Genomic DNA, 25,415 nt, shown 5'->3' on the forward strand with positions numbered 1-25,415 from the left:
ATAAGACGGGTCTGGAAGGGCGGGCCGGATGGCTCCGAGCTTCAGATAGAGACCCGCCGTCACCCCGCCAAGCAGGGTTTTTCGACGCTGGTGCTTGCGTGCCCGGCCCGCCATGCCGATCATCAGGTCATGGACGCGTTCAACTCCCTCGTCGGTCGTCTGCTGGTGGCCATGCCCGGCATCGGCGACGCCCGGTTTGAGCAGGCCGTCATCCTGGTCTGCGCCCATGGCCCCGATCACGCCATGGGACTGCGGCTCGACAGGCCCGTGCCCGGCGTGGACCTGGCAACCGTCCTGACCAAGCTGGAGACGGCGGTTCCCGAAAACGCCGGACAACGACCGGTCATGATCGGTGGTCCGGTGGAAGGCGAGCGCGGCTTTGTCCTGCATACCGACGACTGGGTTGCTCCCGATGCCAGCGTCGCCTTCGAGCCAGGACTGGCGGTGACCGGCACGCGCGAGGCCCTGACCGCCATGACCGATCCGCTTTCCGGGCCCCGGCGGTCGGTTCTGATGCTGGGCTATGCGGGCTGGGGCGAGGGCCAGCTGGAAGAGGAATTGGCCGAAAACGTCTGGCTGATCGCGGACCTGGACCTCGATGTGGTCTTCGACACCGACCACGAGACCAAATGGGCACGCGCCCTGCGCGGGATCGGCGTCAATGCGGCACAGCTCAGCGCCCAGTCAGGGCGCGCTTGATGAGAGGGTCCTGATCAGGCGGACCGCGCCTTGATCGGGGCGGTCCCGTCGGCAAGCGACTCGTTCAGATAGACCTCTGCCTCCTGGGCCGGCAGGGCGGGCGCATAGCCGAAACCCTGGCCGTAATGGCATTGGGCGTCCAGCAGCAGCCGGGCCAGATGGGCGTTTTCCACCCCCTCGGCCACCACCTCCAGCGACAGGTCGCGACCCAGGTTGACGACCGATTTGACGATCTTGGCCGAGCCCTCGTCCTTGTCCATCGTCAGAACGAAATAGCGGTCGATCTTCAGCGTATCGAACGGCAGGCGCGCCAGATAGGACAGGGACGAAAAGCCGGTTCCGAAATCGTCCAGCGCCAGCGATGCCCCCGCTTCGCGCAAGCGGGTCAGGACCTCGGCCGCATGGGCGGTATCGCGCATGATGTCGCCCTCGGTCACCTCCAGCTTCAGGGCTCCCTTGGGCAGGTTGGACTCGGCAATGATGCGCGCGACATCGTCGACCAGATTGGGCCGCTCGATCTCGCCGACCGACAGATTGACGCTGCAGAACAGCTTTCCTGCGCCGGGATGGCGATGCAGCCATTCGGCCAGCTGCCGGGCCGACTGGGTCATCATCAGCAGACCCAGGTCGTTCATCAGGCCCATTTCATCGGCCAGGCCCAGGAACTCGTCAGGCGGGACCATTCCCCGCTTCGGATGCCGCCAGCGCGCCAGGGCTTCGAACCCGGCCACGGCGCCGGTGTCGAGATTCACGATCGGCTGATAGAAGGGCTCGATCTCGCCGCGCACGAAGGCGTTTCGCAGGTCCGCCTCCATGGCCAGGCGCGACAGGCTGTCGGTTTCCAGTGCCCGGCCATAGGCGGCGGCTCCACCCCGGCCTGCGGTCTTGGCCTGTTCGACGGCCAGCTCGACACGGCGCAGCAGCTCGGCCGCGTCTGCCGCGTCCGGGCCGCCTTCCGTCGAGACCGCGCCAATGGATACGGTCGGATAGATGTCAAAGCCGGCGACGCGCAGGGGCTGCTCCAAGGCGGCGCGCATGCGGTTCGAGACGGAGCCCTGCGCGCGCGGAGCCAGGACGGCGAACTCGTCCTCTCCGATGCGTGCGGGACAGGCGTCCCCGGAAAAGGCCGCGGCCAGGCGCGACCCCAGCGCCGACAGCACCATGTCGGCCCGGGCATGCCCCAGGGCTTCGTTCAGGCGACGCAGACGGTCCAGGTCGGCGACCACCAGTTCATAGTCCCCCGGCACGGTCAGGGCCTCGCCCACCTGGGTCAGGAAGGCGCGCCGGTCCAGGAGCCCCGTCAACGGGTCACGATCGGCACCGGCGAACTTTGCCTCTCTCGCCACGACCCCGGCGGCGCGCAGGCCGTCTTCCAGCCAGACGCCGCGCCACAGGCAGGTTTCGGAATCGCGCATCCGCAGGCGGATTGCCACCTCGGTGCCCTCGGCCTGGGGTTTCAGGATACGTTCGGCCAGCGACCGATCCTGAGGGGCGGTGACGGCGATGAAGGCCGCGCCCGAGCACTCGGGGGCCAGGGGGCCCAGCCCCAGCGACCGGGTCGCCCCGGTGAAACGGATCCGATCCTCCGCCGGCGTCCAGATCCACAGCGCGGCATCAGCCGCAGCCAGCGCCTCAATCGCCGTGGTGGCATCCCAGAGCATGGTCCTGGATCGATTACTCACGCGCCTGCGGTATCCCTTGGTGCAGCACCCGGATCAGGTGCCGCGCCCGAACTCGTCAGAAACAAGGCCGAACAACAGATGATCTGCCCATGCGCCGTTAATTTTCAAATAAGCCCGCGCGCGACCTTCCAGTCGGAAGCCTGACTTTTCGAGCACACGGCGTGATGCGACATTGGTCGGGACGCAGGCCGCCTCGATCCGGTGCAGCTGAAGTGTTTCGAAAGCAAAGCGGCACATGGCCCGCACGGCGGCGCTGGCGTGGCCTCGGCCCGCATGGGGTTGGCCGACCCAATAGCCCAGGGTTCCGGTGTCGGCGACGCCCCGGCGGATGTTGGACAGGGTGATCGCCCCGACCAGGGTGTCGTCCTGCGCGTCGAAGATGAAGAAGGGCCAGGCCGTGGCCTGCTCCATCTCGCGCGCATAGATGGTCAGGCGGCGGCGGAAGGCGGGGCGGGTCAGGTCGTCGACCGGCCAGGTCGGCTCCCAGGGCTGAAGATAGTCGCGCGACAGCTGGCGCAGTTCAGCCCAGGGGGCATAGTCGGCCGGTCCTGGCGGCCGAAGGCGGATGCCCTCTCCCTCCACATCCGGGCCCGCCGTTTCGTTCAGCCAGTCGAACAACGCCATGGGCTCAGGCTATCTCGCGACCGATCAGCCGAAAAGGGCGTCGGCGAAAGCGGTCCCGGCCTTCGAGGCGGCGCGCGGACCCAGCACGGCGGTGGCCGCCCGGGCGGGGGCCAGACAGGCGGCAGCGACCCGCCGCAGGTCGTCCGCCGTCTGGGCCATCACAGAGGCCTGGGTGACATCCGATGCGATCGGAGCGCCAAAGATCAGGGTCTGGGCTGCGGCCCGGCCGGCGCGGCTGGCGGGTGCCTCGTCCGACATCCACAGGCCTGCGTTCAGCACGGCCTTGGCGCGCGACAGCTCTGCCGCCGAAGGGCCCTGCTCGGCCAGGGTCCGCAGCTCCGCGGCGCAGACCTGGGCAAGTTCGACGGCGCGGTCGGCCGCGGCCCCGGCATAGATGCCCAACAGCCCGATGTCGGCATAGGGGTCGTGATAGGCGTCGATCGCATAGGCCAGGCCCCGGTCCTCGCGCGCGCTCTGGAACAGGCGCGATGCCATGCCCCCGCCGAGGATTTCGGTCAGCAGGCGCAAGGCAGGCAGATCAGGATCGGTCGCGCCGGGTGCTGGCAGCTGGAACACCAGATTGGCCTGCTCAATGCGGCGAGACAGGGTCGCGTGACCGCCGTGGAAGACGGCCGGGGCCGGGGCCGCGGCGGCCTTTGCCGGAGCCTGACCGAACCAGCGCTCGGCCAGGGTCAGAAGCTCGCCCTCGTCCACCGCGCCGGACACGGCCACCACCATCCGATCCGGCGAATAGAGCTGCGCTCGCCAGCTCGCGACCCCCACGGGGTCCGCCGGGGCCAGGCTGTCGACCGAGCCCAGGATCGGCCGGCCCAGGGGCTGGTCGGTAAAGGCCCGGGTTTGAGCCATTTCGAAGACGTGATCGTCGGGCGTGTCAAAGGCCTCGGCGATCTCCTGGTCGACCACGTCCTTTTCGCGTTCGATCTCGGCAGGATCCAGTCGGGGACGGAAGACCAGATCAGACACGACCTGCAGGGCCAGGCCCAGCGAGCCATCCAGACCGCGCACGTCGAAACTGGTCCGCTCATAGCCGGTGGCGGCATTGATCGACCCGCCCTCGGCTTCGATCCGCTCGACGATCTCGCGGGCTCCCATGTCGCCCGCCCCCTTGAAGACCAGATGCTCCAGCAGGTGCGACCAGCCGGACCGCTCCGGCGGCTCCCACCGGGCCCCGCCCTGGACGGCGACCGTCAAGGCGAAGGTCCGCAGGCCCGGCATGGGGTCGCACACCACCCGAAGGCCGTTCGAAAGCGTATGGAGGCGGGCCTGGGTCAGGACTTCATCTTCCCTGTCGCCGCGCTTGCGGATCGAGGCTGCTTGCCGGGATCGCGCCGTCTTCTGAGCAGCGCGACGTAAAAGCCGACCAGCGCCAGCGCCAGGCCGAACCAGGTGGCGGCATAGCCCAGGTGGTTGTTTGAAAAGGCTGCGGGCGGGGCTGAGGGCTGCAGCGCCGGCCAGTCGGGATTGGACGAGGTGGTGGCGAAGATGGTGATATCCGAAACCGGGGCCGCCATGCCCAGGACTGCGGCCATGGCCGCCAGGTCGCGGTCATAGAAGACGCCCCCCTGTGGCGGCGGTGCCCAGCGGTTCCGGTCGGTCCGGCGAATCTGGCCGGTAAGGCGGACCGGGTCTGTCGAGGCACGGACCGGCGGGCGAGCCGAGACGGTGTCGGCCACGAAGCCGCGATCCACCAGCAGCGTCTCGTCCGCCCGGCAGGCGGAGATCAGCCGGACGCCGGAGGTGCCGTCGTGAATGGTCTTCAGCTCAACGAACGGCGCAGTGGCCAGACCGGGGCAGGTCAGGATCACCGACCGATATTCGATCGCGTCCTCCTGCAGGACGTCTTCGATCGGCGCGGGGGGCAGGCCGGCGGCAGCCTCGGCCCGCGCGATGATGTCCTGCTTCCAGCCCAGTCGCTGGACCTGCCAGCTGCCCAGGCCGATCAACAGGCACAGCGCCAGGCCCGTAGCGAGCGTGAGAGGCCACGGGAAACGGGCCCGGCGGGTCGGTTCAGATGTCATGGCGCGACTGTCCCGCACGGTTGCGCATCTGCAGGGCGATCATCACCCCCTTGGCGGGTCGCATCAGGCTGAGCGAAAGGCCCACGACCAGGGGTGTGGCCACAGCCAGCAGCGCCCAGACCGGCGGACTGTAGGCGATCTGGATGAACAGGGCCCCGAAGACCACGATCCCGCCCGCGATCTGCATGACGAAGACCGCCGCACCGTCACCGGTATTCAGATGGCTGAAATCGTATCCGCAGGCCCGGCAGCGTTCGACGACCCTCAGGAAGCCATTGAACAAGGGCGCACGCCCGCAGCGCGGACACCGGCAAAGCAGACCGGCGCGGACCGGATCGGTCCGCGCCGGCTGAAACTCTGGACCCGAAGGGCCTGTCGTCACCCGAAGATGACGTAGACGAAGGCGAACAGGAACAGCCAGACGACGTCCACGAAATGCCAGTACCAGGCCGCAGCCTCGAAGCCGAAATGCTTCTGGGGCGTGAACTGTCCGGCCAGCAGACGCAGCAGGCAGACCGCCAGGAAGATGGTGCCGATCAGGACGTGGAAGCCGTGGAAGCCCGTCGCCATGAAGAAGATCGAACCATAGAGGCCCGAGTTCAGCGCCTCTTCGTTGAAGAAGAGGTTCTCATGCAGGATGTGCTCGTACTCATAGGCCTGCACGGCGGTGAACAGCACGCCCAGGGCCACGGTGATGATCAGGCCCATGCGGGCCCCCTTGCGGTCTCCGACCTGGAGGGCGTGGTGCGCCCAGGTGACCGTCGTGCCGCTGAGCAGCAGGATCACCGTGTTCAGCAGCGGCAGCTGCCAGGCATCCAGGGTTTCGATGCCCTGGGGCGGCCAGGTCGACCAGGCGGCGGCCGTGTCGGCCCAGTTGCCCACTTCCGGAACAAAGGCGCGCGCCTCGTTGAAGATGGCCATCTCGAAGAACATCCAGAAGAAGGCCGCGAAGAACATGATCTCCGACGCGATGAACAGCACCATGCCGTAGCGCAGGCCGATCGAGACGACGGGGGTGTGGTCGCCCCGCTGGCTTTCCTTGATGACATCGGCCCACCAGCCGAAGGCGGCATAGAGCACACCGGCGAAACCGGCGAAGAACAGCCACGACGTGCCCTCGGGCAGGCCGAACACCCCCTTCATCCAGGCCACCGCCCCGACCATCATGACGGTCGTGGCGAGCGAGGCCACCAGGGGCCACGGGCTGGGGTCGACCAGGTGATAGTCGTGATGCGGAGCGGCGTGGGCGTCGGCCATTCTCGAAGGTCTCTTGAGGCGGTCGGTAGGATTGGAAACGGCTATAGCCTCGCCTATCCCGCTGCGCCAGTGGGATCAAATCCCTTGGTGGGATAGAAGGTGTAGCTGAGGGTGATTTCGCTGACGCCGCGCGACTCGCGGTCGGTCGCCATTTCGGGTGCGACGAAATACTGGACGGGGAAGGACCGCGTTTCTCCGGGCGCGATCGTCTGGCCTTCAAAACAGAAGCACTGCAGCTTCTGGAAATAAGGCCCGGCCCGCTCGGGCACCACATTATAGGCGGCGGTGGCACCGATCGGCTGGTCGGAGGTGTTGGTCACATTGAAATAGGCGATGCCGGTCTCGCCGATCCGGACCCGCTGCGTGGGCTGTTCGGCGCGGAAGGTCATGGGCAGGCCACGCACATTGGTGTCGAACCGGATCATGACCGTCTGATCCAGGACGGTGTCCGGGGCCTTGTCAGCCTTGCGGACCGTGCCGTCGAAACCGGTGACCTGACAGAACAGCTGATAGAGGGGCACAGCCGCAAAGGCCGCGCCGGTCATGGCCATGACCACGCCGCCGCAGGCCAGGGCGATCATGTTCTTGCGGTTCATCCGGCGCGATCTCCCGAGACGGCGGAGGCCTGGTTGGGGGCGTTCAGGGCCGCGCGTGCGTCGATGTTGCGTTTCAGATTCAGGGCCGTGACCACGAAAATCAGCACCATGAAGGCGATCAGGCCTCCGGCGATCGCGCGATTGCGGCGATTGCGGGCGGTCAACTGTTCCGGGGTCAGGCGTACGAAGGTCATGGGATCAGGGTCCGGCCCAGGGTTTGAACGATCGGGGCTTGGGCAGTCAGGGTCTCGACCAGCAAGGCAGCGAACAAAGCCATCAGATACAGGATCGAAAAGGCGAACAGGTTGCGCGCCGGTTTGGCCTCCGCACGGACATCATACAATGCGGCCTCTCGCCCCACCGCCTCAGCCTTGTCCGGTTCATCGCCCGCGCGCGACCGCCACAGGCGCACGGCCAGTCCCAGGAAGGCCAGTCCGCCGACGGCAGAGACGGTCAGATAGATGGGTCCGCCCAGACCCGTCAGCCCCGGAGCAATGGCCACGGGCACGAAGACCAGGCTGTAGAGCAGGATTTGCAGGCGCGTCGATCGGGCCCCGCGCGCCACAGGCATCATCGGAATGCCCGCCCGCGCATAGTCGCCGGCGGAATACAGCGCCAGGGCCCAGCTGTGCGGCGGGGTCCACAGGAAGATGATGGCGAACAGCAGCCAGGCCTGCCACGGAGCCGATCCGGTCGCTGCGGCCCAGCCGATCACGGGCGGAAAGGCCCCCGCTGCCCCGCCGATGACGATGTTCTGGGGCGTCCGCCGCTTAAGCAGCAGGGTGTAGAAGCCGGCGTAATAGACGATCGTCATGGCCAGCAGCCCGCCGGCCAGCCAGTTCGCGGCCATACCCAGCAGCATCACCGAAAAGATCGACAGCACGATGCCGAACGTCAGGGCGTCGGACTTCTTGACCCGGCCGGCGGCCACGGGGCGACCTCGCGTCCGGCGCATCAGGGCGTCGGTTTCGCCCTCCAGCGCCATGTTCAGGGCCCCGGCAGCCCCGGCCCCTACCGCGATGCACAGGATGGCGATGGCCGAAGACAGCCAGTCGGTCTCGCCCCTGGCCACCACCAGGCCGGTCACCGCCGTGAAGATCACCAGCGACATCACGCGCGGCTTCAACAGCTGGAAGAAGTCTTCCGGCTGGGCGGTGGACAGGGCGGGGGTCGCAGAAGGAGCCATTCAGTCCAGTTTACCGTCATCCGCGGGCCCGACACGAGGGACGGGCGTCGTCCGGGAAAGAAAGGGACCCCGGACGCGCAAACATCCGGGGCCCGTCTTGCTGTTAACCTCACGCCCCGGCCAGTCCCCGGGCCAATGCCCGGGAGGACAGTCGCAGGGCGGCAGGCTTAGTGCTCGTCCGCCTTGACCACCGGCAGTTCGTTGAACTGGTGGTGCGGCGGGGGCGACGACAGGGTCCACTCCAGGGTGGTGGCACCTTCGCCCCAGGGGTTGGCGACGCCGACCCGGCGACGGATCGCCGCCTCGGCCAGCATGATGAGGAAGACCACGACACCGGCGACGGTGATCAGATAGCCGACCGACGAGACCTGGTTCCACAGGGTATAGGCGTCCGGATAGTCGATGTAGCGACGCGGCATGCCCTGCAGACCCAGGAAGTGCTGCGGGAAGAAGATCAGGTTCACGCCGATGAACATGATCCAGAAGTGCGCGGCACCCAGGAACTCGTTGTACTTCACGCCGAACATCTTCTCGAACCAGTAGTAGAAGCCCGCGAAGATGGCGAAGACGGCGCCCAGCGACAGCACATAGTGGAAATGTGCCACGACGTAATAGGTGTCGTGCAGGCTGTAGTCGATGGCGGCATTGGCCAGGACCACGCCGGTCACGCCGCCGACGGTGAACAGGAAGATGAAGCCGATGGCCCACAGCATGGGCGTCTTGAAGTCCAGCGAACCGCCCCACATCGTGGCGATCCAGCTGAAGATCTTAACCCCGGTCGGCACGGCGATGATCATGGTCGCGGCGACGAAATAGGCCCGCAGGTTCACCGTCATGCCGACGGTATACATGTGGTGGGCCCAGACGATGAAGCCGACGAAGCCGATCGCCACCATGGCGTAGGCCATGGCCAGGTAACCGAAGACCGGCTTCTTGGAGAAGGTCGAGACGATGTGGCTGATGATGCCGAAGCCCGGCAGGATCAGGATGTACACTTCCGGGTGACCGAAGAACCAGAACAGGTGCTGGAACATCACCGGATCGCCGCCACCGGCCGGATCGAAGAAGCTGGTGCCGAAGTTGCGGTCGGTCAGCAGCATGGTGATGGCACCGGCCAGAACGGGCAGCGACAGCAGCAGCAGGAAGGCGGTGATCAGCACCGACCAGGCGAACAGCGGCATACGGTGCAGGGTCATGCCCGGCGCGCGCATGTTGAAGATGGTGGTGATGAAGTTCACCGCGCCCAGGATCGACGAGGCCCCCGCAACATGCAGAGAGAAGATGGCCAGATCCATGGCCGGGCCGGTGTGGCCGCTGGTGGACAGGGGCGGATAGATGGTCCAGCCACCGCCAAAGCCCTTGCCCGGGCCGCCATCGACGAACATCGACAGGCAGAGCAGGACCCAGGCCGAGACCAGCAGCCAGAACGAGATGTTGTTCATGCGCGGGAAGGCCATGTCCGGCGCACCGATCATGATCGGCACGAACCAGTTGCCGAAGCCGCCGATCATGGCGGGCATGACCATGAAGAAGATCATGATCAGGGCGTGGGCCGTCACAGTGACGTTGTAGCCATGCTTGGAGGCTTCGATCAGACCCAGTTGCTGGATCACCGAGCCTTCACGGAAGATCTGAATACCGGGCTCGGCCAGTTCCCAGCGGATCAGGCCGGACAGGGCCCCACCGACGATGCCCGCCATGATGGCGAACAGCAGGTACAGGGTGCCGATGTCCTTGTGGTTCGTGGAGAAGAACCAGCGCGTGAAGAAGCCGGGCTTGTGGTCATGGGCGTCATGACCGTGGATGTCGTGGGCGGGCGCGTGTGCGGTGGCCATGGTGTTGGGGCTCTCGCGTCGTTACTGGGCCGCCGGCGCAGCCGCAGGGGCTGGCGTGGCGGCGGGAGCGGTCGGGGTGGCCGCAGGCGCGGTCGCGGCGGCGGCATCGGCAGTCGGGGCGGCCGCCGCCGGGGCCGCAGCGGCAGGCGCGGCGGCCGGGGCTGCGCCGGCGGCGGGCGGCGGCGTCATCGAGCCGCCCTTGGAGGCAACCCAGGCCTCGAACTCGGCCTGGCTGACCACGCGGATTTCGATCGGCATGAAGGCGTGATCGACGCCGCACAGTTCCGAGCACTGGCCATAGAAGACGCCTTCGCGCTCGGCGCGGAACCAGGTGTTGTTGACCCGGCCGGGCACGGCGTCGGTCTTCAGGCCGAAGGCCGGCAGGGCGACGGCGTGGATCACGTCCGAGGCCGTGACCAGCAGTTCGATGTTCTTGCCCACCGGCACGACCATCGGCTCGTCGGCGGCCAGGCGGTAGGGCACGCCCCGCGCACGGGCCTCGTCCTCGGGCAGCATGTTGGAAATGTATTCCGCGATGCCCTGGTCCGGATACTCATAGGCCCAGTTCCACTGGTTCCCGGTGACCTTCACGGTCAGATAGGGGTCCGGGTTGTCGTGGTATTTGAACAGCAGCTGGAACGAGAACAGCGAGATGACCACCAGGATCATCACCGGGACCACGGTCCAGATCACCTCGATCAGGGTGTTGTGGCTCCAGCGCGCGGGCGTCGGATTGGCCTTCTTGTTGTAGCGGATCACGATCCACGCCAGCAGGCCCAGCACCAGGATGCTGATGCCGAAGCACATCGGCAGCAGGATGGCGTTGTGGAACCAGATCGCCTCATGCTTCAGCGGCGAAGCCGCCGGCTGCAGGTCGATGCCGCCTGGGGTCGGTTGCCCCATCAGGTCCTGCGCCCAGACCGGCGCAGCGGCGAAAACGGCGAGGGACGCCGAGGCGATCACGCCTCCCACAACCCCCAGGGCTCGCTTGCCCATCCCCATTCGAGACGTCCTCATTATGCGTTGCACGACAACCACCTGCGAGCGGGTCGCAAATGCAGGCCGGGCCTCGGAATGAGAGGCACGACCTTTGAGAGCCGGTCCATATCCCCCCGCTTGGCGCTTGCCAAGCGACCCGCGCCGATATCGCACGAACCATGACGCCGCAGCCCGAAGATTAAACCTTCGTCATGCAATGACAGCTACCTTGCACCGCACGATACCTTGCGATAGACGATGGCCATCACAAGGAGAGATCGCGGTGCCTGAAACCATCGAGATACAGTTGAAGAAAGGGGTGCTGGGGCTTTGTGTCCTGGCCCTGCTGGCCCGGTCGGACAGCTATGCCTATGAGATCGCCGCCCGCTTGTCGGACGCCATCGATATGGGCGAAGGAACCATCTACCCGTTGATGCGGCGCATGCAGTCCGAGGGGCTGGTGGAGACCTATCTGGTCGAATCCTCGGCCGGACCGTCACGGAAATACTACAGGCTGACCTCGGCCGGCCGCGACGCTCTGCACGCCCAGACCACCGAATGGCAGGCTTTCGTTCGCGCTGTCGACGGGATCGTCGCCGAGCCCGCCGCCCAACCCAACCCAGAGACGACTGACAGGGGAGCTGAACAATGACCCGTGCCGAATTCATGGCCCGGCTGAAGCGAGGGCTGGTCGGCATGCCGACCTCGGCCGCCGCCGACATACTGAGCGACTACGAGATCCATTTCGAAGACGGCAAGGCGGCCGGGCGCAGCGAGGCCGAGGTGGCCGAGGCCCTGGGTGATCCGAACCGTCTGGCGCGCGAACTGAAGGCCGAAGCCGGCATCCGTCGCTGGAACCAGGAGCAGAACCCCTCGGCTGCGGCCGGAGCCGTCTTTGCCGTCCTGGGGCTGGGCGCGATCGACATCCTGATCCTCCTGCCCATCCTGATGAGCGTGGTCGGGATTCTGTTTGCCTTCTACATGGCCGCGCTCGGCCTGTTCATCGGGGGCGGGGGCATCATGATCGCCGGTCCGTTCGCCGGGTTCCCGGGCGGAGCCCTTGCCGCCATTCTGGGCGGCCTGGGGCTGATGGCCGCAGCCACCGCCCTGGCCGCGCTGACGACCATCCTGACCATCTGGCTGGTCAACGGCCTGGTCTGGTTCGCCCGCCTTCACTACCGCCTGCTGAAACCGGCCCTGGACGCCCAGGCCACTGACACCGCTGGAGACCGGTCATGATCCGCAATCTCGTCATCGTCGCCGGGGCCAGCACGGTCCTGGCCCTGGCCAGCCTGGGCGGCGCCTTTGCCCTTGGCGCGCATGAACTGGAACAGAACGACTGGTCCTGGAAAATCGTGGACCCTGACGGTGATACGATCCGTTTCGAGCGGGTCGATCGTGCCGATCGCGGACCGGACGTCAGCCGCACCCTGGCCTGGACCGGAGGGGACCGCCTGTCGATCGATCTGCCGGCCGAAATCACCTATGTGCAGGGACCCGAGGCCGGGGTGGTGGTCACCGGGGCCCAGGCCGTGGTCGATCAGATCAGGGTCGAGGATGGCCGCATCTTCATCGACCGCCGGAACAGCGAGGTTGTCGTCGGCTGGGGCCATCATGGAGCCTGGAGCGATCATGACGGCCTGAAGATCCGCATCACTGCGCCTTCGATCAACCAGTTCGAGCTGGCGGGTTCGGGCGAGTTGGTTCTGCGCGACTATGACCAGCCCCGGCTGGATCTCGATGTGTCGGGCAGCGGCGAGGTGAAGGCTTCCGGCACGGTGCAGACCCTGTCGGTCGACATCTCCGGTTCGGGCGAGGTCGACCTGTCCGACCTGGCGACCACCGATGCCGAGGTCGCGATCTCGGGCTCCGGCGAGGCGCGTATCGCCCCGACCGGCGCGGCCCGGATCGATATCGCCGGATCGGGCGACGTCTATCTGGAGACCCGGCCGACGTCGGTGCAGTCCGACATCTCCGGTTCGGGCGAAGTGCATCAGTAGGGACAGGCCTCTCCCTCCCCTTCATGGGGAGGGAAGACCGCGCAGCGGTCCGGGTGGGGATGTCCGAAACTGCCCCACCCTGGCTCGCCCCGGACCAGGTCCGGGGCTTGCCGTCCCTCCCCATGAAGGGGAGGGAGAGTGAAGTGCCGGGTGACGTCGCCGCATGCACCCCCTATCTAGGGACCATGACCCTGCATGCCGCCCCTCCGCCCCTGCTCGAAACCTCGGGCGTCGACAACAGCGAAGCGCTGGAAATCCTTCAAGGGGCCCTGCACGGGGCCGATGACGGCGAACTGTTCCTTGAACGCGCCGAGAGCGAATCTCTTGTGTTCGATGACGGGCGGCTGAAATCGGCCGCCTATGACGCATCCGAGGGCTTCGGCCTTCGGGTCGTGGCGGGCGAGACCGCCGGCTATGCTCATGCCAACGAGATTTCGGCTGCTGCCCTGCGCCGGGCCGCAGACAGCGCCGCCCTGGCCAAGGCCGGCCATCAGGCCGTGGCGGCCGAAGGTCCGCGCGCCACCAATCAGGTGCTGTATGAACCGGTCGATCCCCTGGCCTCGCCGGTGTTCTCGGACAAGGTGGCCCTGCTGAGCGAGATCGACGCCTTCGCCCGCGCACGCGATCCGCGGGTGGTGCAGGTTTCCGCCTCCATCGTTGGCGAGCGGCGCGCGATCGAGATCCTGCGCGCAGATGGCCTGACGGTGCGCGATATCCGGCCCCTCGTCCGATTGAACGTCTCGGTGACGGTCGAGCGGAACGGGCGACGCGAAAGCGCTTCGTCCGGAGCCGGCGGCCGCGCCGGGTTCGAGGCCTGGGTCGCGCCCGAGCGCTGGCAGGCCCAGGTCGACGAGGCCCTGCGTCAGGCTCTGGTTAATCTGGACGCGGTCGACTGTCCGGCCGGCGAGATGGACGTCGTCCTGGGGGCCGGATGGCCTGGCGTCCTGCTGCACGAGGCAATCGGTCACGGTTTCGAGGGCGATTTCCACCGCAAGGGGTCTTCGGTCTTCAGCGGCATGATGGGCCAGCGCGTCGCGGCGCCCGGCGTGACCGTGGTTGATGACGGCTCCATCGCCCATCGCCGGGGTTCACTGTCCGTGGATGACGAAGGCACCCCGACGTCGCGTACCGTCCTGATCGAGGATGGCATCATGGTCGGGCTGATGCACGATCGCCTGTCCGCACGTCAGCTTGGCGCGCGGGCCACCGGCAACGGTCGCCGCCAGTCCTTTGCCCATATGCCCATGCCGCGCATGACCAATACCTTCATGGAGGGGGGCAAGGACTCCAAGGCGGACATGATCGCCTCGACCAAGCGTGGCCTCTATGCCGCCAATTTCGGCGGCGGCCAGGTGGATATCACCAATGGCAAGTTCGTCTTCCAGTGCACCGAGGCCTATCTGATCGAGGACGGCCGGATCACCGCCCCGGTGCGCGGCGCGACCCTGATCGGGGACGGTGCCACGGCCCTGACCAACATCACCATGATCGGCGACGACTTCGCCTTTGATCCCGGCGTGGGCGTCTGCGGCAAGGCGGGACAGGGGGTTCCGGTCGGCATCGGCCAGCCGTCGCTGAAGATCGGCGGCCTGACCGTCGGCGGTACCGCCGTCTAGGCGGCCACCATCGCCAAAAGGCCGCAAACATTACAGAAACGTCACCTCAAGTGATTGTATTTCTGTCGCTTATTTAATCCACCTGTCCAGCTTGTAACTGGTGGTTCGATGCGGCGACCGGCACATCCCCGTTCATGACGAGGGGAAATCGCATCATGACCAAGACGATACTGCTGGCCACCACCGCCCTGATTTTCAGCGGTTCGGCCGCCCTGGCCCAAAGCGCGCCGACCACGACCACGCCTGCCGTAACGGCCGATGCCGACCAGCAGGGCGTGCTGATCTTCACGCCGGACTTCTTTGCTGATCAGCGGCCCAATACGGCGCTGGACATGGTCAATCGCGTGCCCGGCTTCTCCATTTCGGACGGGGACGGCAGCCGCGGCTTCGAAGGCTCGGTCGGAAACGTTCTGATCAACGGATCGCGTCCGGCATCCAAAAACGACGCGGGCTCCTCCGTCCTGGCGCGGACCCTGGTGTCCAATGTCGAACGGATAGAACTGATCCGGGGCGGGGCTCCCGGCATCGACATGCAGGGCTATTCCGTCGTCGTGAACGTGGTCCTGAAAAGCCAGTCCAGCCGCCAATCCATCCTCAGCTGGAACGCGGCCCTGTTCGAGGGGGGCCAGGATCTGTACGGCGCCTCCTATCAGTTCACAGCCAAGGAAGGTGACCGCAGCTGGGGCATCACCCTGTCCGACGGCATATCGATGAACGATTCCGACGGCGTGGGCCGGGTGCGCCGCGTCGATGCCAACGGCAGTGTCCTGCGTGACGAAGCCACGGCCGACAGCAACTACGGCGGCGGGACCTCGGGCCGCGTCAACTTCGCCACCCCGCTCTTCGGTGGAAAGATCGACCTGACCGCCCGTTATGGCGTGAACGACTTCAACGCCAGCTATGTTCAGAGCGCGCCGGCGATCCTGCGCGAGAGCCTGTTCGAAGAAGAGGGCTCCAGTGGCGAATTCGGAGCCGTCTATACCCGCCCCATGGGGGACCGCCTGAGCAGCGAGACCCGCTTCATTCACGAGTTCAGCGATTTCGAGGCGGTGTCCCTGTCGCGCAATCGCGTCGGCGGCGTCGACAGCCCTGAACAGCGCTTCGCCAGCGACGGTCAGGCGTCCGAGACCATCCTGCGCTCTTCGCTGCGCTTCGAGCAGTCCGCCGCCCTGACCCTGGAAGGCGGCGGCGAGGTTGCCTACAACCGCCTGGAGACCGACCAGGCGTTCAGCATCGGCGGCACGCCCATCCCCCTGCCCTCGGCCTCGGTGACGGTCGAGGAAACCCGGGGCGAAGTCTTCGGCAAGGGCACATGGCGCCCCCGCACGGACCTGACGCTTGAAGGGGGTCTGCGCGTGGAGGCCTCGACCATCACCCAGTCAGGCGACGCCGATCAGGACAAGAGCTTCGTCTTCGCCAAGCCACGCTTCCTGGTCACCTGGACCCCGATGGCCCAGACCCAGGTCCGCGTCAGGGTCGAGCGCGAGGTCGGGCAGCTGGACTTCGGCGACTTCGCCGCCTCGGCCGACCTGGACGAGGAAAACGTGTTCGGCGGCAATGCGGACCTGGAGCCAGAACAGCGCTGGATCGGCGAGGTGACGCTGGAGCGGCGCTTCCTGGACGACGGCATCGTCTCGATCGGCCTGCGGCACGATGAAATCTCCGACGTGATCGACGCCATCCCCCTGGACGACGGCTTGTCGGCGATCGGCAACATCGGTGACGGAACCCTGGACCAGCTGGCCCTGAACATCGTGCTGCCCATGGACTGGGCCGGGTTCACGGGTGGACAACTGGGCTTCCGCAACACCTGGAACAGCACCGAGGTCACCGATCCGACCACCGGCGAGGCCCGGCCGATCTCGGGCGTCCGCCGCTCCCAGGCCGTGATCAGCCTGTCGCAGGACATCACGAGCTGGAAGCTGCAGTGGGGAGCCGCCTTCATCCCGAAGCTGGGCCAGTATTCCTATGACCCGGACCAGACCTCGGGCTTCATTGGTCACGACTATTTCGAGGCCTGGGCCGAGTACAAGCCGACTGCGACCCTGTCGATCCGGGCCCAGGTCAACATCTGGAACGACATCGAGTTCGAGCGGATCGTCTATGCCGACCGCACCACCCGCGCGGTGGACTTCATCGAGAGCCGCACTGTCGATCCGCGGACCTTCTATTCCGTTCGGCTGAGAAAGACTTTCTGAGGGGGGCTATCGCACTTCGCGCGGCTTGATCGCGGGTTTGGGCCGCTGTCGGCGCTGGGCTGGGGGCTTCGGGTAGCGAGACTGCAAGGGACGGGCTAGGGATCGATCATGACCGATCACGCTCCTCCTGCCCGTCACAGTCGCCGCGGCCTCTATGTGCCCCTGGTCCTGGCCCTGGTGGCCCTGGCCGGGTGGACGGGCTGGTGGTTCTGGCTGGCGCGTGAGGTCGAGACCCGGCTGGACGTCCAGGTCCAGGCTCTGCGCGATTCGGGATGGACGGTCACCCATGGCCCGGTCCAGACCAGCGGCTGGCCCTTCCGGGTCAGGGTCCAGATCGCCGATCCGGATATCGTGGCTCCGTCCGGACAGGGCCTGTCCGGCGCGGTCCTGGTGGCCGAGGCCAGTGCCTATGACCCCGGCAAATGGGTGGTGATCGCCCCGGAAGGCCTGTCCCTGGTTCGTGGCGACAAGGGCCGCGTCGATATTCGCGGCGACGCTCTGCGGCTGAGCGCATCCGGCTTTGCCGCACCCTTCCCGACCTTGGCGGTCGAACTGGTCAATCCTGTCTTCACGGCCCAGGCGGGGTCCGAGGCCTTTCCCATCAGCCGGGCCGGCAAGATCGAACTCTACACCCGGCCCAATGCCGCAGCTGTTGCCGACCTGGACGTGCTGTTCCGCATGACCGATGCCGAGGGACGTTCCGGCGGACCGGTCGAGGGTCTGGCGCAGAATGGGCGTCTGACAGCCCAGGTCGAAGGCGTCGTCGAGGATGCGCGAGCCCTGCGCGGCACTGACGCCGCCGGACTGTTCGCCGCCTGGACCCGGGCAGGGGGGCGTTTCTCCGGCGTTCGCGGCAGCCTGGAAGCGGGTGAGAGCCGAGCCCTGCTGTCCAGCGATCAGTTGAACGCAGGGCCCGACGGTCGACTTCAGGGCCAGATCGCCTTGAAGGCGGAGCGACCAATGTCCGCCATCGCGGGCTTGGCGCAGTCGGGCTCGGGCTCGGTCGATCGTGCCGGCGCGGCGGGGGCCGCCGCCGTATCCGCCGCGAGCGGGGATCAGGATGTGGACCTGACCATCGTCTTCCGCGATGGCCGCACCTGGCTGGGTCCCTTCGCTCTGGCCCCCGCCCCCAAGCTGTTCTGATGCTGCAGGAGCCGCCGCACGACCCAGAGCGGGCGCGTCTGGATCAGGCCGTCCGTCAGGCGGTGACGGCCCGCCTTCGCGCCGGGACCGATCCGGCCCCGGACGCCGCAGCCCTGGCCCTGCGTTCCCTCCTGACCGGATCGGATTCGGCGACGCGGGCCGTGATCCGCGCCGTCTGGGGCCGGATCGAGGCAGGACAGACGGGGGCACCGCTCGTGTGCGGCGGCCTGTCCCGCCTGCTGGCCGCCGACCGTTATGGCCTGGGCGGCCAGGTCGTGGCCGAGCCCGAAGCCGCCCTGAGCGCCATCAGCAAGGGCGGTCAGGCCCTGATCGACTTGTCGGGCGTCCGGCCCTGGTGGGGGCGCCTTCTGGCCCTGCCGCATCTGCGGATCATCGCGGGCCTGCCTGACGACCGTGCAGGCCTGCCTCAGGCGCTCATGGTCGCCGCGCGGCCAACCGGCCCGACCGGGGACGACCGCACCTTCTGGGTCACCGATGCCAACCAGAGCGACCTTCGGATCGTCGAGGCGCTGGGCCTGGCAGGACTGGCCGCGACACCCCTTGCGTCGGCAGGCGGGTTGAAGCTGTTCATGCTGGCGGGCTATGTGCAGGCCGAGGACGCGCGGCTGACCGCCGCCCCCGGCCTGTTGAGCGGCGTGATCGGCGCAGCCCCCCAATTCTGATCCGCCCGCGCCATTTGAGAGGACGACCATGACCGACGCCCCCCTTTCGGCACCTGACGCCGCGGCGCCTGTCGCCAAGCCCGGCATCATGGCCATCGCCCCCTATGTCGGCGGCAAGTCCAAGATCGACGGCGTGGCCGAGCCCATGAAGCTGTCGTCCAACGAAAACATGCTGGGTGCTGGCGAAAAGGCCCGCGCCGCCTATGAGGCCGCGATCCGCAACATCCACATCTATCCCGATGGCCGCGCCAGCAAGCTGCGCGCCGCCGTGGCCGAGCATCATGGGCTGGAGCCCGAGCGCCTGATCTTCGGCAATGGCTCGGACGAGGTGTTCGCCCTTCTCAACCAGGCCTATCTGACGCCCGGCGACAATATCGTCAGCGGCCAGTATGGCTTCCTGGCCTATCGGATCAGCGCCCTGGCCAATCAGGCCGAGGTCAAGTCGGCGCCGGAGCCGGACTTCAAGGCGACGCCGGAGGCCCTGCTGGCCCAGGTCGATGACCGGACGCGCATCGTCTATGTCTCCAGCCCGTCCAACCCGACCGGCAGCTATAATACGCCCGAGGAAATCCGGCAGCTGCACGAGGGCCTGCCGCCCCACGTCTTGCTGGTCGTCGACGAGGCCTATGCCGAATATGTGACCGAGCCCGACTGGGAGACCAGTTTCGGCCTGGCCCGCGACAGCGCCAACATCGTGGTCACCCGCACCTTCTCAAAAATTCATGGCCTGGGCGGCCTGCGGATCGGTTTCGGCTATGCGCCCCTGGCGGTGGCCGAGGCGATCGACCGCATCCGCCTGCCCTTCAACGTCTCGGTGCCGGGCATCGAGGCGGCGGTGGCGGCCCTCGGCGATGCGGCCCATCAAAAGGCCTCGCGGGACCTGATCCACACCTGGCGTCCCCGAATGACCCAGGCCATTCGCGGCTTTGGCTTCGATGTCCTGCCGAGCGCCGGCAATTTCGTTCTGGTCCGCTTCGCCGATGCTGGCCGGGCCGCAGCGGCCAACGACTATCTGAACAGCCGGGGGATCATTGTGCGGCCCGTCGGCGGATACGGCCTGCCTGACTGCCTGCGCATCACCATCGGCACCGAGGACCAGAACCGCGCCGTGATCGACGCCCTGTCCGAGTTCGCTGCGACTTAAGAAGCGCTTCCCGTCGTTCCGGGCCGCTCGAAGAGCGGACCCGGAGCCCACGGCTTCGATCAGGCCTTGGCGTCGACGTTGCCGCCGGGCGTCTCGGTCTGGGCATAGGGGTTGGCGGCCGCAGAGGCTCCCGAACCCTTGGCCGCAACCACGACCATCGCCGGGCGCACCGTACGGCCGAACAGCGCGTATCCGGCCTGAAGCGTCTGGATGACGCAGCCGCCCGAGACCGCCGTCGAAGGCTGTTCCATCATGGCTTGGTGCAGATGCGGATCGAAGGCCTCCCCCGGCTCCGGGGCGACGCGCTTCAGCCCATTGGTCTCAAAGGCCGTCAGCAGCGCCTTCTGCGTCATCTCCAGCCCGGTCACCAGGCCGGCCTCACCGCCCTCGGCATTCTTGGGCGCAGCCTGGAGTGCCCGCTCCAGATTGTCCGCCACGCCCAGCAGGTCGCGCGCGAACCGCTGAATCGCATAGGCGCGGGCGTCGTTCATCTGGGTTTCAGAGCGTCGCTTGACGTTCTCGGCCTCGGCAGCGGCGCGCAGGGCCCGGTCCCGCCACTGGTCCCGCTCGGCGATGACGGCATCGAGCGGGGCCAGGTCGTCCGTGGCCGCTGGGGCTTCGCCCGATGGGGCGTCGGCCGGGGCGGCGGTGTCGAATTCGGTGTCGTTGATGTCGCTCAAGTCTCTTGTCCGTCCAGCATTCGGCCCAGCACCCGGGCGGTATAGTCCACCAACGGTATGATCCGGGCATAGTTCAGTCGCGCAGGTCCGATGACGCCGACGGCGCCCAGCACCCGCTGGCGACCGTTCATATAGGGCGCCGCGATCACGGCGGAACCCGAAAGCGAAAACAGTCGCGTTTCTGCACCGATAAAGATCCGCACCCCCTGGCCGGCGTTGACGCCATCCAGAAGGCCGATCAGCTGCTCCTTCTGTTCCAGGTCGTCGAACAGGACGCGGACCCGCTCCAGATCCTCGATCGTTTCGCGGTCCTGCAACAGATTGGCGCGGCCCCGCACGATCAATGACCGGTCGCGGTCCGCCCCACCGGACCAGGCGGCCATCCCGTCCTCCACCAGCCGGGCCGCGGCGGCGTTTAGCTGGGCCCGGGCGGCCTCCAGCTCGGCCCGCATCTCGGTCCGGGCCTCGGCCAGGGAACGGCCTTTCAGGCGCGCATTCAGGAAGTTCGACGCCTCCTGAAGCGTCGAGGGCGTCACCCCGGCCGTCAGGGTCATGATGCGGTTTTCGACCGAGCCGTCGTCCCCGACCAGCACAGCCAGGGCCTGATCCTGGCCCAGGGCGACAAACTCCACATGTTTGACGCCGGCATCCCGTACCGGACTGGCCACGATGCCCGCCCCGCCCGCCAGGCCGGACAGCAGGCTGGAGGCCGCATCCAGGGCCTCGTCGAAGCCCCGACCCGTTCCGGCTAGCCGCGCGTCAATCTCGCGGCGCTCCTCGGCCCCGATGTCGCCGATCTCCAGAAAGCCGTCGACAAACAGCCGCAGACCCGCATGCGTCGGAATCCGTCCCGCCGAGGTGTGCGGCGCCGCCAGCAGACCGGCCAGAGTCAGGTCCTGCATGGTGTTGCGGATCGAGGCGGGCGACAGATGCACCCCGCCGCGCGAGACCGTACGCGATCCCACCGGCTCGCCGGTCTCCAGATAGGTCTCCACCACATGGCGAAAGATGTCGCGGGCCCTCTGATCCAGACTGGACAGAGACGGCGACGGACTGGTCATGAAAGTCATTGAGCGCCCGCCTGTCTCGGCGATCCAGATCGCCAGTGCTCACGCTCCAGCCGCATGACGAGACAGTCGTCATCGCCGAAGGCCCGGCGTCCGACGACCCGGAACCCCAGCCTCGCATAGAACCGTTGCGCGTCGACATTAGTGTTCAGTGGATCGATGACAATCGCACTGACGCCCGGCTCGGCGAAGCAGCGATCGATCATCTGGGCCATCATCTGGGTCCCCACGCCCCGGTTCAGCCACTCGGGCGGCCCGATCCAGATATCGATCGCCCGCAGGCCCGGCTCGATCTCGCCCCAGTAGTGGCTGGGTTCGGTATGGGGGTCGCAGACCGCCATGGCTCCGACTGGCCGGCCGTCGACCTCGGCCATGACATAGGTCAGTTCATTGGCCGAGTTGGTGATCTCCTCGACCCAGTCGCTGCCGAAGGCCGCCTCGGCGTCCGGGTCATCGCTGGAACAGGCGATGACGTGCGGTTCCCGGTCCCAGGCAGCCAGGGTGTCGGCATCGTCCACCGTGGCCGGGCGCAGACGGACGGCGACCGACGGCGCGGGGGATGACCCGGAGGATGACCCTGGGGGATACAGCGGCATGATTTCAGGATAATCACCACCGCCCCAGCTTCCAAGGATCATCGCTCATGACCGCTTCCCGTCCGTCCGGCCGCCTGGCCGACCAGCTTCGCTCCGTGACCCTGGAGACGGGCGTCAACCGCTATGCCGAGGGGTCGTGCCTGGTCTCGTTCGGCCATACCAAGGTGCTGGTCACCGCCTCGGTCGAGGAAAAGGTCCCCGGCTGGATGCGCAACACCGGCCAGGGCTGGGTCACGGCCGAATACGGCATGCTGCCCCGGGCCACCCACAGCCGAGGCCGCCGCGAAGCCGCCGCCGGCAAACAATCGGGCCGCACCCAGGAGATCCAGCGCCTGATCGGCCGCTCCCTGCGCGCCGTGGTCGATCTGAAGGCCCTGGGCGAGCGCCAGGTGGTGCTGGACTGCGACGTGATCCAGGCTGACGGCGGCACACGCACGGCAGCCATCACCGGGGCCTGGGTCGCCATGGCCAGCGCCTTCGACTATTTGCGGGCCGAGGGTGTCCTGCAGACCGACCCGATCCTGGATCAGGTGGCGGCCATCTCGTGCGGGGTCTGTGCCGACCAGCCCGTGCTGGACCTGGACTATGAAGAGGATTCCTCGGCCGAGGCCGATTCCAACTTCGTCCTGACCGGCTCGGGCACCATCGTCGAGATCCAGGCCACGGGCGAGAAGCGGGGCTTCTCCCGCGCCGAGTTCGACCGCCTGTTCGCCCTGGCCGACGGCGGCTGCCGCCAACTGTTTGCCATGCAAAAGTCGGCTTTGGGGCGGTAGTCTGTATGTCGGATCGGAACCGGGCCATCGTCGGCTCGGTTCCCTATCCGGAGTGCCCCCATGCGTCTGATCCCGCTGATCGCCGCCGCCGTTATGATGACTGTGCCCCTGGTGTCCGCCTGTGGGCCACAGGGTGCCGGTAACACGACCGAGCCCGTTGCCGCTGTTCCGGTCGATGAGCCGGTGATGCCCCCGGACGCGCCACCCCAGGAGGAGGTCGCGTCCCCAGACACTCCCCCGCCGACCGGTAGCGGGGCGCCAGACCCCACCGCGCCGGCCGCCATGCCCGTCGTCCCGATCGGCACCGGCTGTGCCGCCGAGATCGGCGATGCCGCCGCAGCCGCCCTAGTCAAACGCTGCATCGCTGTCAGTCCTGCGACGCGCCCGCCCTGCAACGTGGCCAACGAATGCGCCCTGATCCAGGGCGAGATCGACCGGTCCTGCGCCCAGTACGGCCCGAAAGAGACCCGCCCCTCACAGTGTGTCGGCTGAGGCCGGCTGCATCATCTGCCAGAAGGAGTCCTGCCCATGCGTATCCTGATCTCCACCGCCGCCGTCCTGACCCTGGGCCTGACGGCCTCTGCCTGCGCCACCGGCCCGATGGAAGGCGGCTACAACTCCGACCTGAAGGCGCTGGCCGCTGACTGCCAAGCCCGTCAGGGCATACTGGTGCCGACCGGCGCCCAGACCGGCCGGGCCGCGGCCGACAATGCCTGCCAGCTGCGCGGCGTGAACTCTCCGCGCCTGGAAGACTGACCGACCCTTACAGGTCGAACAGCGACGGCGCCGATCCCGCCCCCGGTCGCGGCGCGGCGGTGGCCACCAGGGTCCCGGCGGGCGGCGGCAACAGCAGCTGCTCGCCCGGCACCCGATCAAACAGCCAGTCGGCCCAGGCCGACGGCGGCAAGGGGACGACCCCGCGCGTGTGATACGGCGCGATGTCCGGCCCCGGCTCGGCCGTCAGCAGGGCAAACCCCTCGCCCGGGCCCTGCGCCCGCCAGGCGCAGGCCAGCATCAGCACCGATCCGTCCGCTGCCGACAGCCGCCAGCGCGTCTTCGGATAGGTGTCGCCGGTGAACTCGTAAAAGCCCGAGACCGGCAGCAGGGCCCGCCCGCCCCCGGCCCCATTGGCCACCGTCCGCCCCTCGGACCGCAGATTGATCACCGGCGGGCGCTTCGGCTGGCCGGGCACCAGGCCGAACCGGGCGGGGGCATAGACCACCGACCCATCCTCCGCCATCCGCACCACCCGATCGGCATCCGTGGGCCGAACCTCCTCGCGCGGTTCCAGATTGGGCAGACCGCCCCCATCCATGCCAATGGCGATCCCCGCATGGCCAAAGGCCTCGACCAGCTGGCGCACGGTGAACCGGGATTCATAGGAGGCACACATCGGATCAGCCTAGCCGAAAGCCGGTGCCGCAGGAAAACCGGAGGCGAAAAACGCAGTCCACTCGGTCCACTCAGTCCACCTTGGCCAGGCCGAGCGCGGTCGATGTCAAAGACCCGCCTTGCCGAGACAGGACAAACTTCCTATTTGACAAGGGGCGCATTGTCGTCTGCCGCTTGACCACGACAGGTCAGGTGGCGGGGAGGCGGTAAGCCGATGACGCGGAGACGCGGCCGCAGAATGCCGGTTGCTTTCCGGCACGATTGTACACATAAATACCGGAAACCGGTAATTATGGAGGCAGTGATGAGTGCGAAGCAGATGAAGGATTTGCGCGAGCGGGCCAAGCTGACGCAGACCGAAATGGCGGCGATCATGGGATTGGGGAAGACCGCCTATGCTGATCTCGAGGCCGATGATCCCGACTGGAAGAAGTTCAAGCCTCGCCATCTCCTTGCGTTGGAAAGGGCGTCGATGAAGCTGGCGCTTGAGCGCAATGACATCAACCTCGCCCTGCCCGCCGTTCGGCGGGATGCGCTCGACCTTGCCCGGCTGATCTCCGCGGGACCCGACTAGGGCAGGCGGTGCACGCCATGACCCACAAGACCAAGCCGCACCGGGCGGCGGTGGAGGCGGTCGGGGTGTTGCTAATTCAGATGTGGTGGTTGGCCGGACGCGACAGGATGGGGGCATGAGTGATGCGCGCACGGCCGTTCTGGCCTTCATCGACGACGTTTGGGGTCCAACGCCCGCCCTTTCGGATGACGACGACCTGTTCGACGTGCTGGGGATCACGGGCGATGACGCCGGGGATTTCATGCAGGCCTTCGTCGACCGGTTCGAGGTCGATGCGACGACCTGGCGCTGGTACTTCCACCATGGCGAGGAGGGGTGGAGTATCGGAGGTCTGTTCTACACGCCGATCCACCGGCGCTTCGGTCGCATTCCGATCACGCCCGCGGTGCTGGCGGAGGCGGTGCGCAGCCGCCGCTGGCCCATTGTATACCCCGACCACACTCTGCCTGCCCGGAGGTGGGATATTGTGATCAACCAGACGCTCGCTGCAACGAGCCTGATCGGACTGGCGGCCTGGGCGTGGTGGCGGTTCGCGGCGTAGGTGCCGGATCATTGGCCCTCTCCCGTTGGAAGAGGGCTTGAGCGCACGGCGGCGATAGCCGTCGTCCTTGCGCGAAAGGGTGAGGGCCGGATGTCTGGTGTGAGGAACGCCC

General features: G+C 67.3%; 29 protein-coding genes. 14 read left to right on the forward strand and 15 right to left on the reverse strand.

Annotated elements, in window-relative coordinates; translation table 11 throughout:
* The first annotated feature begins 129 nt into the window (after positions 1 to 129).
* Complete coding sequence (locus tag JIP62_RS09075) at positions 130 to 699, forward strand: YqgE/AlgH family protein (RefSeq protein ID WP_201101880.1); 570 nt, start codon at positions 130 to 132, stop codon at positions 697 to 699.
* A 14-nt stretch (positions 700 to 713) separates the two neighbouring features.
* Here JIP62_RS09075 and JIP62_RS09080 read toward each other — a convergent pair whose 3' ends face one another.
* The 11 genes from JIP62_RS09080 to coxB form a co-directional block, all read right to left on the reverse strand.
* Complete coding sequence (locus tag JIP62_RS09080; protein ID WP_407932716.1) at positions 714 to 2,360, reverse strand: putative bifunctional diguanylate cyclase/phosphodiesterase; 1,647 nt, start codon at positions 2,358 to 2,360, stop codon at positions 714 to 716.
* Positions 2,361 to 2,414: 54 nt separating this feature from the next.
* Positions 2,415 to 3,005, reverse strand: coding sequence for a GNAT family N-acetyltransferase (locus JIP62_RS09085; protein ID WP_201101882.1), 591 nt, complete (start codon positions 3,003 to 3,005; stop codon positions 2,415 to 2,417).
* 24 nt (positions 3,006 to 3,029) lie between these two features.
* Positions 3,030 to 4,241: a M16 family metallopeptidase gene (locus tag JIP62_RS09090; RefSeq protein ID WP_201104669.1), complete on the reverse strand. Its 1,212-nt coding sequence runs from the start codon at positions 4,239 to 4,241 to the stop codon at positions 3,030 to 3,032.
* 53 nt (positions 4,242 to 4,294) lie between these two features.
* A complete protein-coding gene (locus JIP62_RS09095; RefSeq protein WP_201101883.1) occupies positions 4,295 to 5,044 on the reverse strand; it encodes an SURF1 family protein in 750 nt (249 codons plus the stop codon).
* Positions 5,034 to 5,327, reverse strand: coding sequence for a DUF983 domain-containing protein (locus JIP62_RS09100; RefSeq protein ID WP_230974707.1), 294 nt, complete (start codon positions 5,325 to 5,327; stop codon positions 5,034 to 5,036). The genes JIP62_RS09095 and JIP62_RS09100 overlap by 11 nt, the downstream gene beginning before the upstream one ends.
* Before the next feature lie 95 nt (positions 5,328 to 5,422).
* Positions 5,423 to 6,301, reverse strand: a complete 879-nt coding sequence (locus tag JIP62_RS09105; RefSeq protein ID WP_201101885.1) for a cytochrome c oxidase subunit 3 — start codon at positions 6,299 to 6,301, stop codon at positions 5,423 to 5,425.
* A 53-nt stretch (positions 6,302 to 6,354) separates the two neighbouring features.
* Positions 6,355 to 6,897, reverse strand: coding sequence for a cytochrome c oxidase assembly protein (locus JIP62_RS09110; protein WP_201101886.1), 543 nt, complete (start codon positions 6,895 to 6,897; stop codon positions 6,355 to 6,357).
* Entirely contained in the window at positions 6,894 to 7,091 is a 198-nt protein-coding gene (locus JIP62_RS09115; protein WP_201101887.1) for a hypothetical protein, read from the reverse strand. Before JIP62_RS09115 ends, JIP62_RS09110 begins: the two co-directional genes overlap by 4 nt.
* A complete protein-coding gene (locus JIP62_RS09120) occupies positions 7,088 to 8,083 on the reverse strand; it encodes a heme o synthase (RefSeq protein ID WP_201101888.1) in 996 nt (331 codons plus the stop codon). The genes JIP62_RS09115 and JIP62_RS09120 overlap by 4 nt, the downstream gene beginning before the upstream one ends.
* Before the next feature lie 167 nt (positions 8,084 to 8,250).
* On the reverse strand, positions 8,251 to 9,918 hold the full coding sequence (ctaD, locus tag JIP62_RS09125) for a cytochrome c oxidase subunit I (protein ID WP_201101889.1): 1,668 nt from the start codon (positions 9,916 to 9,918) through the stop codon (positions 8,251 to 8,253).
* A 21-nt stretch (positions 9,919 to 9,939) separates the two neighbouring features.
* A complete protein-coding gene (gene coxB / locus JIP62_RS09130) occupies positions 9,940 to 10,920 on the reverse strand; it encodes a cytochrome c oxidase subunit II (protein ID WP_201101890.1) in 981 nt (326 codons plus the stop codon).
* 259 nt (positions 10,921 to 11,179) lie between these two features.
* Between coxB and JIP62_RS09135 the strand changes: the two genes are divergently transcribed.
* From JIP62_RS09135 to hisC, 8 genes are all read left to right on the forward strand, one after another.
* A complete protein-coding gene (locus JIP62_RS09135; protein ID WP_201101891.1) occupies positions 11,180 to 11,548 on the forward strand; it encodes a PadR family transcriptional regulator in 369 nt (122 codons plus the stop codon).
* Positions 11,545 to 12,135 (forward strand): DUF1700 domain-containing protein, encoded by a 591-nt coding sequence (locus JIP62_RS09140; protein WP_201101892.1) that lies wholly within the window; start codon positions 11,545 to 11,547, stop codon positions 12,133 to 12,135. Before JIP62_RS09135 ends, JIP62_RS09140 begins: the two co-directional genes overlap by 4 nt.
* Positions 12,132 to 12,896 carry a head GIN domain-containing protein gene (locus JIP62_RS09145; RefSeq protein WP_201101893.1) on the forward strand — a complete coding sequence of 255 codons (765 nt, stop codon included), beginning with the start codon at positions 12,132 to 12,134 and terminating at the stop codon, positions 12,894 to 12,896. The genes JIP62_RS09140 and JIP62_RS09145 overlap by 4 nt, the downstream gene beginning before the upstream one ends.
* A gap of 185 nt (positions 12,897 to 13,081) precedes the next feature.
* The gene (tldD, locus tag JIP62_RS09150; RefSeq protein ID WP_201101894.1) at positions 13,082 to 14,512 is read left to right on the forward strand and encodes a metalloprotease TldD; all 1,431 of its coding nucleotides are present in this window, start codon (positions 13,082 to 13,084) and stop codon (positions 14,510 to 14,512) included.
* A gap of 155 nt (positions 14,513 to 14,667) precedes the next feature.
* Positions 14,668 to 16,710 carry a TonB-dependent receptor plug domain-containing protein gene (locus tag JIP62_RS09155; RefSeq protein ID WP_201101895.1) on the forward strand — a complete coding sequence of 681 codons (2,043 nt, stop codon included), beginning with the start codon at positions 14,668 to 14,670 and terminating at the stop codon, positions 16,708 to 16,710.
* 108 nt (positions 16,711 to 16,818) lie between these two features.
* Positions 16,819 to 17,853 (forward strand): DUF2125 domain-containing protein, encoded by a 1,035-nt coding sequence (locus JIP62_RS09160; RefSeq protein WP_201101896.1) that lies wholly within the window; start codon positions 16,819 to 16,821, stop codon positions 17,851 to 17,853.
* Positions 17,853 to 18,536 carry a hypothetical protein gene (locus JIP62_RS09165; RefSeq protein WP_201101897.1) on the forward strand — a complete coding sequence of 228 codons (684 nt, stop codon included), beginning with the start codon at positions 17,853 to 17,855 and terminating at the stop codon, positions 18,534 to 18,536. Before JIP62_RS09160 ends, JIP62_RS09165 begins: the two co-directional genes overlap by 1 nt.
* Before the next feature lie 28 nt (positions 18,537 to 18,564).
* Positions 18,565 to 19,680: a histidinol-phosphate transaminase gene (gene hisC / locus JIP62_RS09170; RefSeq protein WP_201101898.1), complete on the forward strand. Its 1,116-nt coding sequence runs from the start codon at positions 18,565 to 18,567 to the stop codon at positions 19,678 to 19,680.
* Positions 19,681 to 19,739: 59 nt separating this feature from the next.
* Here the strand turns inward: hisC and grpE are convergent, their stop codons facing one another.
* From grpE to JIP62_RS09185, 3 genes are read right to left on the reverse strand one after another with little or no spacing between them, the layout of a single operon-like run.
* Entirely contained in the window at positions 19,740 to 20,360 is a 621-nt protein-coding gene (grpE, locus tag JIP62_RS09175; protein WP_407932717.1) for a nucleotide exchange factor GrpE, read from the reverse strand.
* Entirely contained in the window at positions 20,357 to 21,430 is a 1,074-nt protein-coding gene (gene hrcA / locus JIP62_RS09180) for a heat-inducible transcriptional repressor HrcA (protein ID WP_201101899.1), read from the reverse strand. The genes grpE and hrcA overlap by 4 nt, the downstream gene beginning before the upstream one ends.
* Positions 21,427 to 22,023, reverse strand: coding sequence for a GNAT family N-acetyltransferase (locus JIP62_RS09185; protein ID WP_201101900.1), 597 nt, complete (start codon positions 22,021 to 22,023; stop codon positions 21,427 to 21,429). The genes hrcA and JIP62_RS09185 overlap by 4 nt, the downstream gene beginning before the upstream one ends.
* 47 nt (positions 22,024 to 22,070) lie before the next feature.
* Here JIP62_RS09185 and rph point away from each other — a divergent pair, with 47 nt between their 5' ends.
* From rph to JIP62_RS09200, 3 genes are read left to right on the forward strand one after another with little or no spacing between them, the layout of a single operon-like run.
* On the forward strand, positions 22,071 to 22,796 hold the full coding sequence (gene rph / locus JIP62_RS09190; protein WP_201101901.1) for a ribonuclease PH: 726 nt from the start codon (positions 22,071 to 22,073) through the stop codon (positions 22,794 to 22,796).
* 60 nt (positions 22,797 to 22,856) lie between these two features.
* A complete protein-coding gene (locus JIP62_RS09195; protein ID WP_201101902.1) occupies positions 22,857 to 23,288 on the forward strand; it encodes a hypothetical protein in 432 nt (143 codons plus the stop codon).
* A 36-nt stretch (positions 23,289 to 23,324) separates the two neighbouring features.
* On the forward strand, positions 23,325 to 23,552 hold the full coding sequence (locus JIP62_RS09200; RefSeq protein WP_201101903.1) for a hypothetical protein: 228 nt from the start codon (positions 23,325 to 23,327) through the stop codon (positions 23,550 to 23,552).
* Positions 23,553 to 23,559: 7 nt separating this feature from the next.
* On the opposite strand, the gene JIP62_RS09205 is transcribed toward JIP62_RS09200, so the two are convergent.
* On the reverse strand, positions 23,560 to 24,189 hold the full coding sequence (locus JIP62_RS09205; protein ID WP_201101904.1) for an SOS response-associated peptidase family protein: 630 nt from the start codon (positions 24,187 to 24,189) through the stop codon (positions 23,560 to 23,562).
* Between the two features lie 303 nt (positions 24,190 to 24,492).
* On the opposite strand from JIP62_RS09205, the gene JIP62_RS09210 reads away from it, so the two are divergent.
* Both JIP62_RS09210 and JIP62_RS09215 read left to right on the forward strand, forming a co-directional pair.
* Positions 24,493 to 24,762 (forward strand): helix-turn-helix domain-containing protein, encoded by a 270-nt coding sequence (locus JIP62_RS09210; protein ID WP_201101905.1) that lies wholly within the window; start codon positions 24,493 to 24,495, stop codon positions 24,760 to 24,762.
* A 115-nt stretch (positions 24,763 to 24,877) separates the two neighbouring features.
* Entirely contained in the window at positions 24,878 to 25,303 is a 426-nt protein-coding gene (locus tag JIP62_RS09215; RefSeq protein ID WP_201101906.1) for a DUF1493 family protein, read from the forward strand.
* Positions 25,304 to 25,415: the final 112 nt, after the last annotated feature.

The sequence above is a fragment of the Brevundimonas vitisensis genome (assembly GCF_016656965.1).
GTDB lineage: Bacteria > Pseudomonadota > Alphaproteobacteria > Caulobacterales > Caulobacteraceae > Brevundimonas > Brevundimonas vitisensis.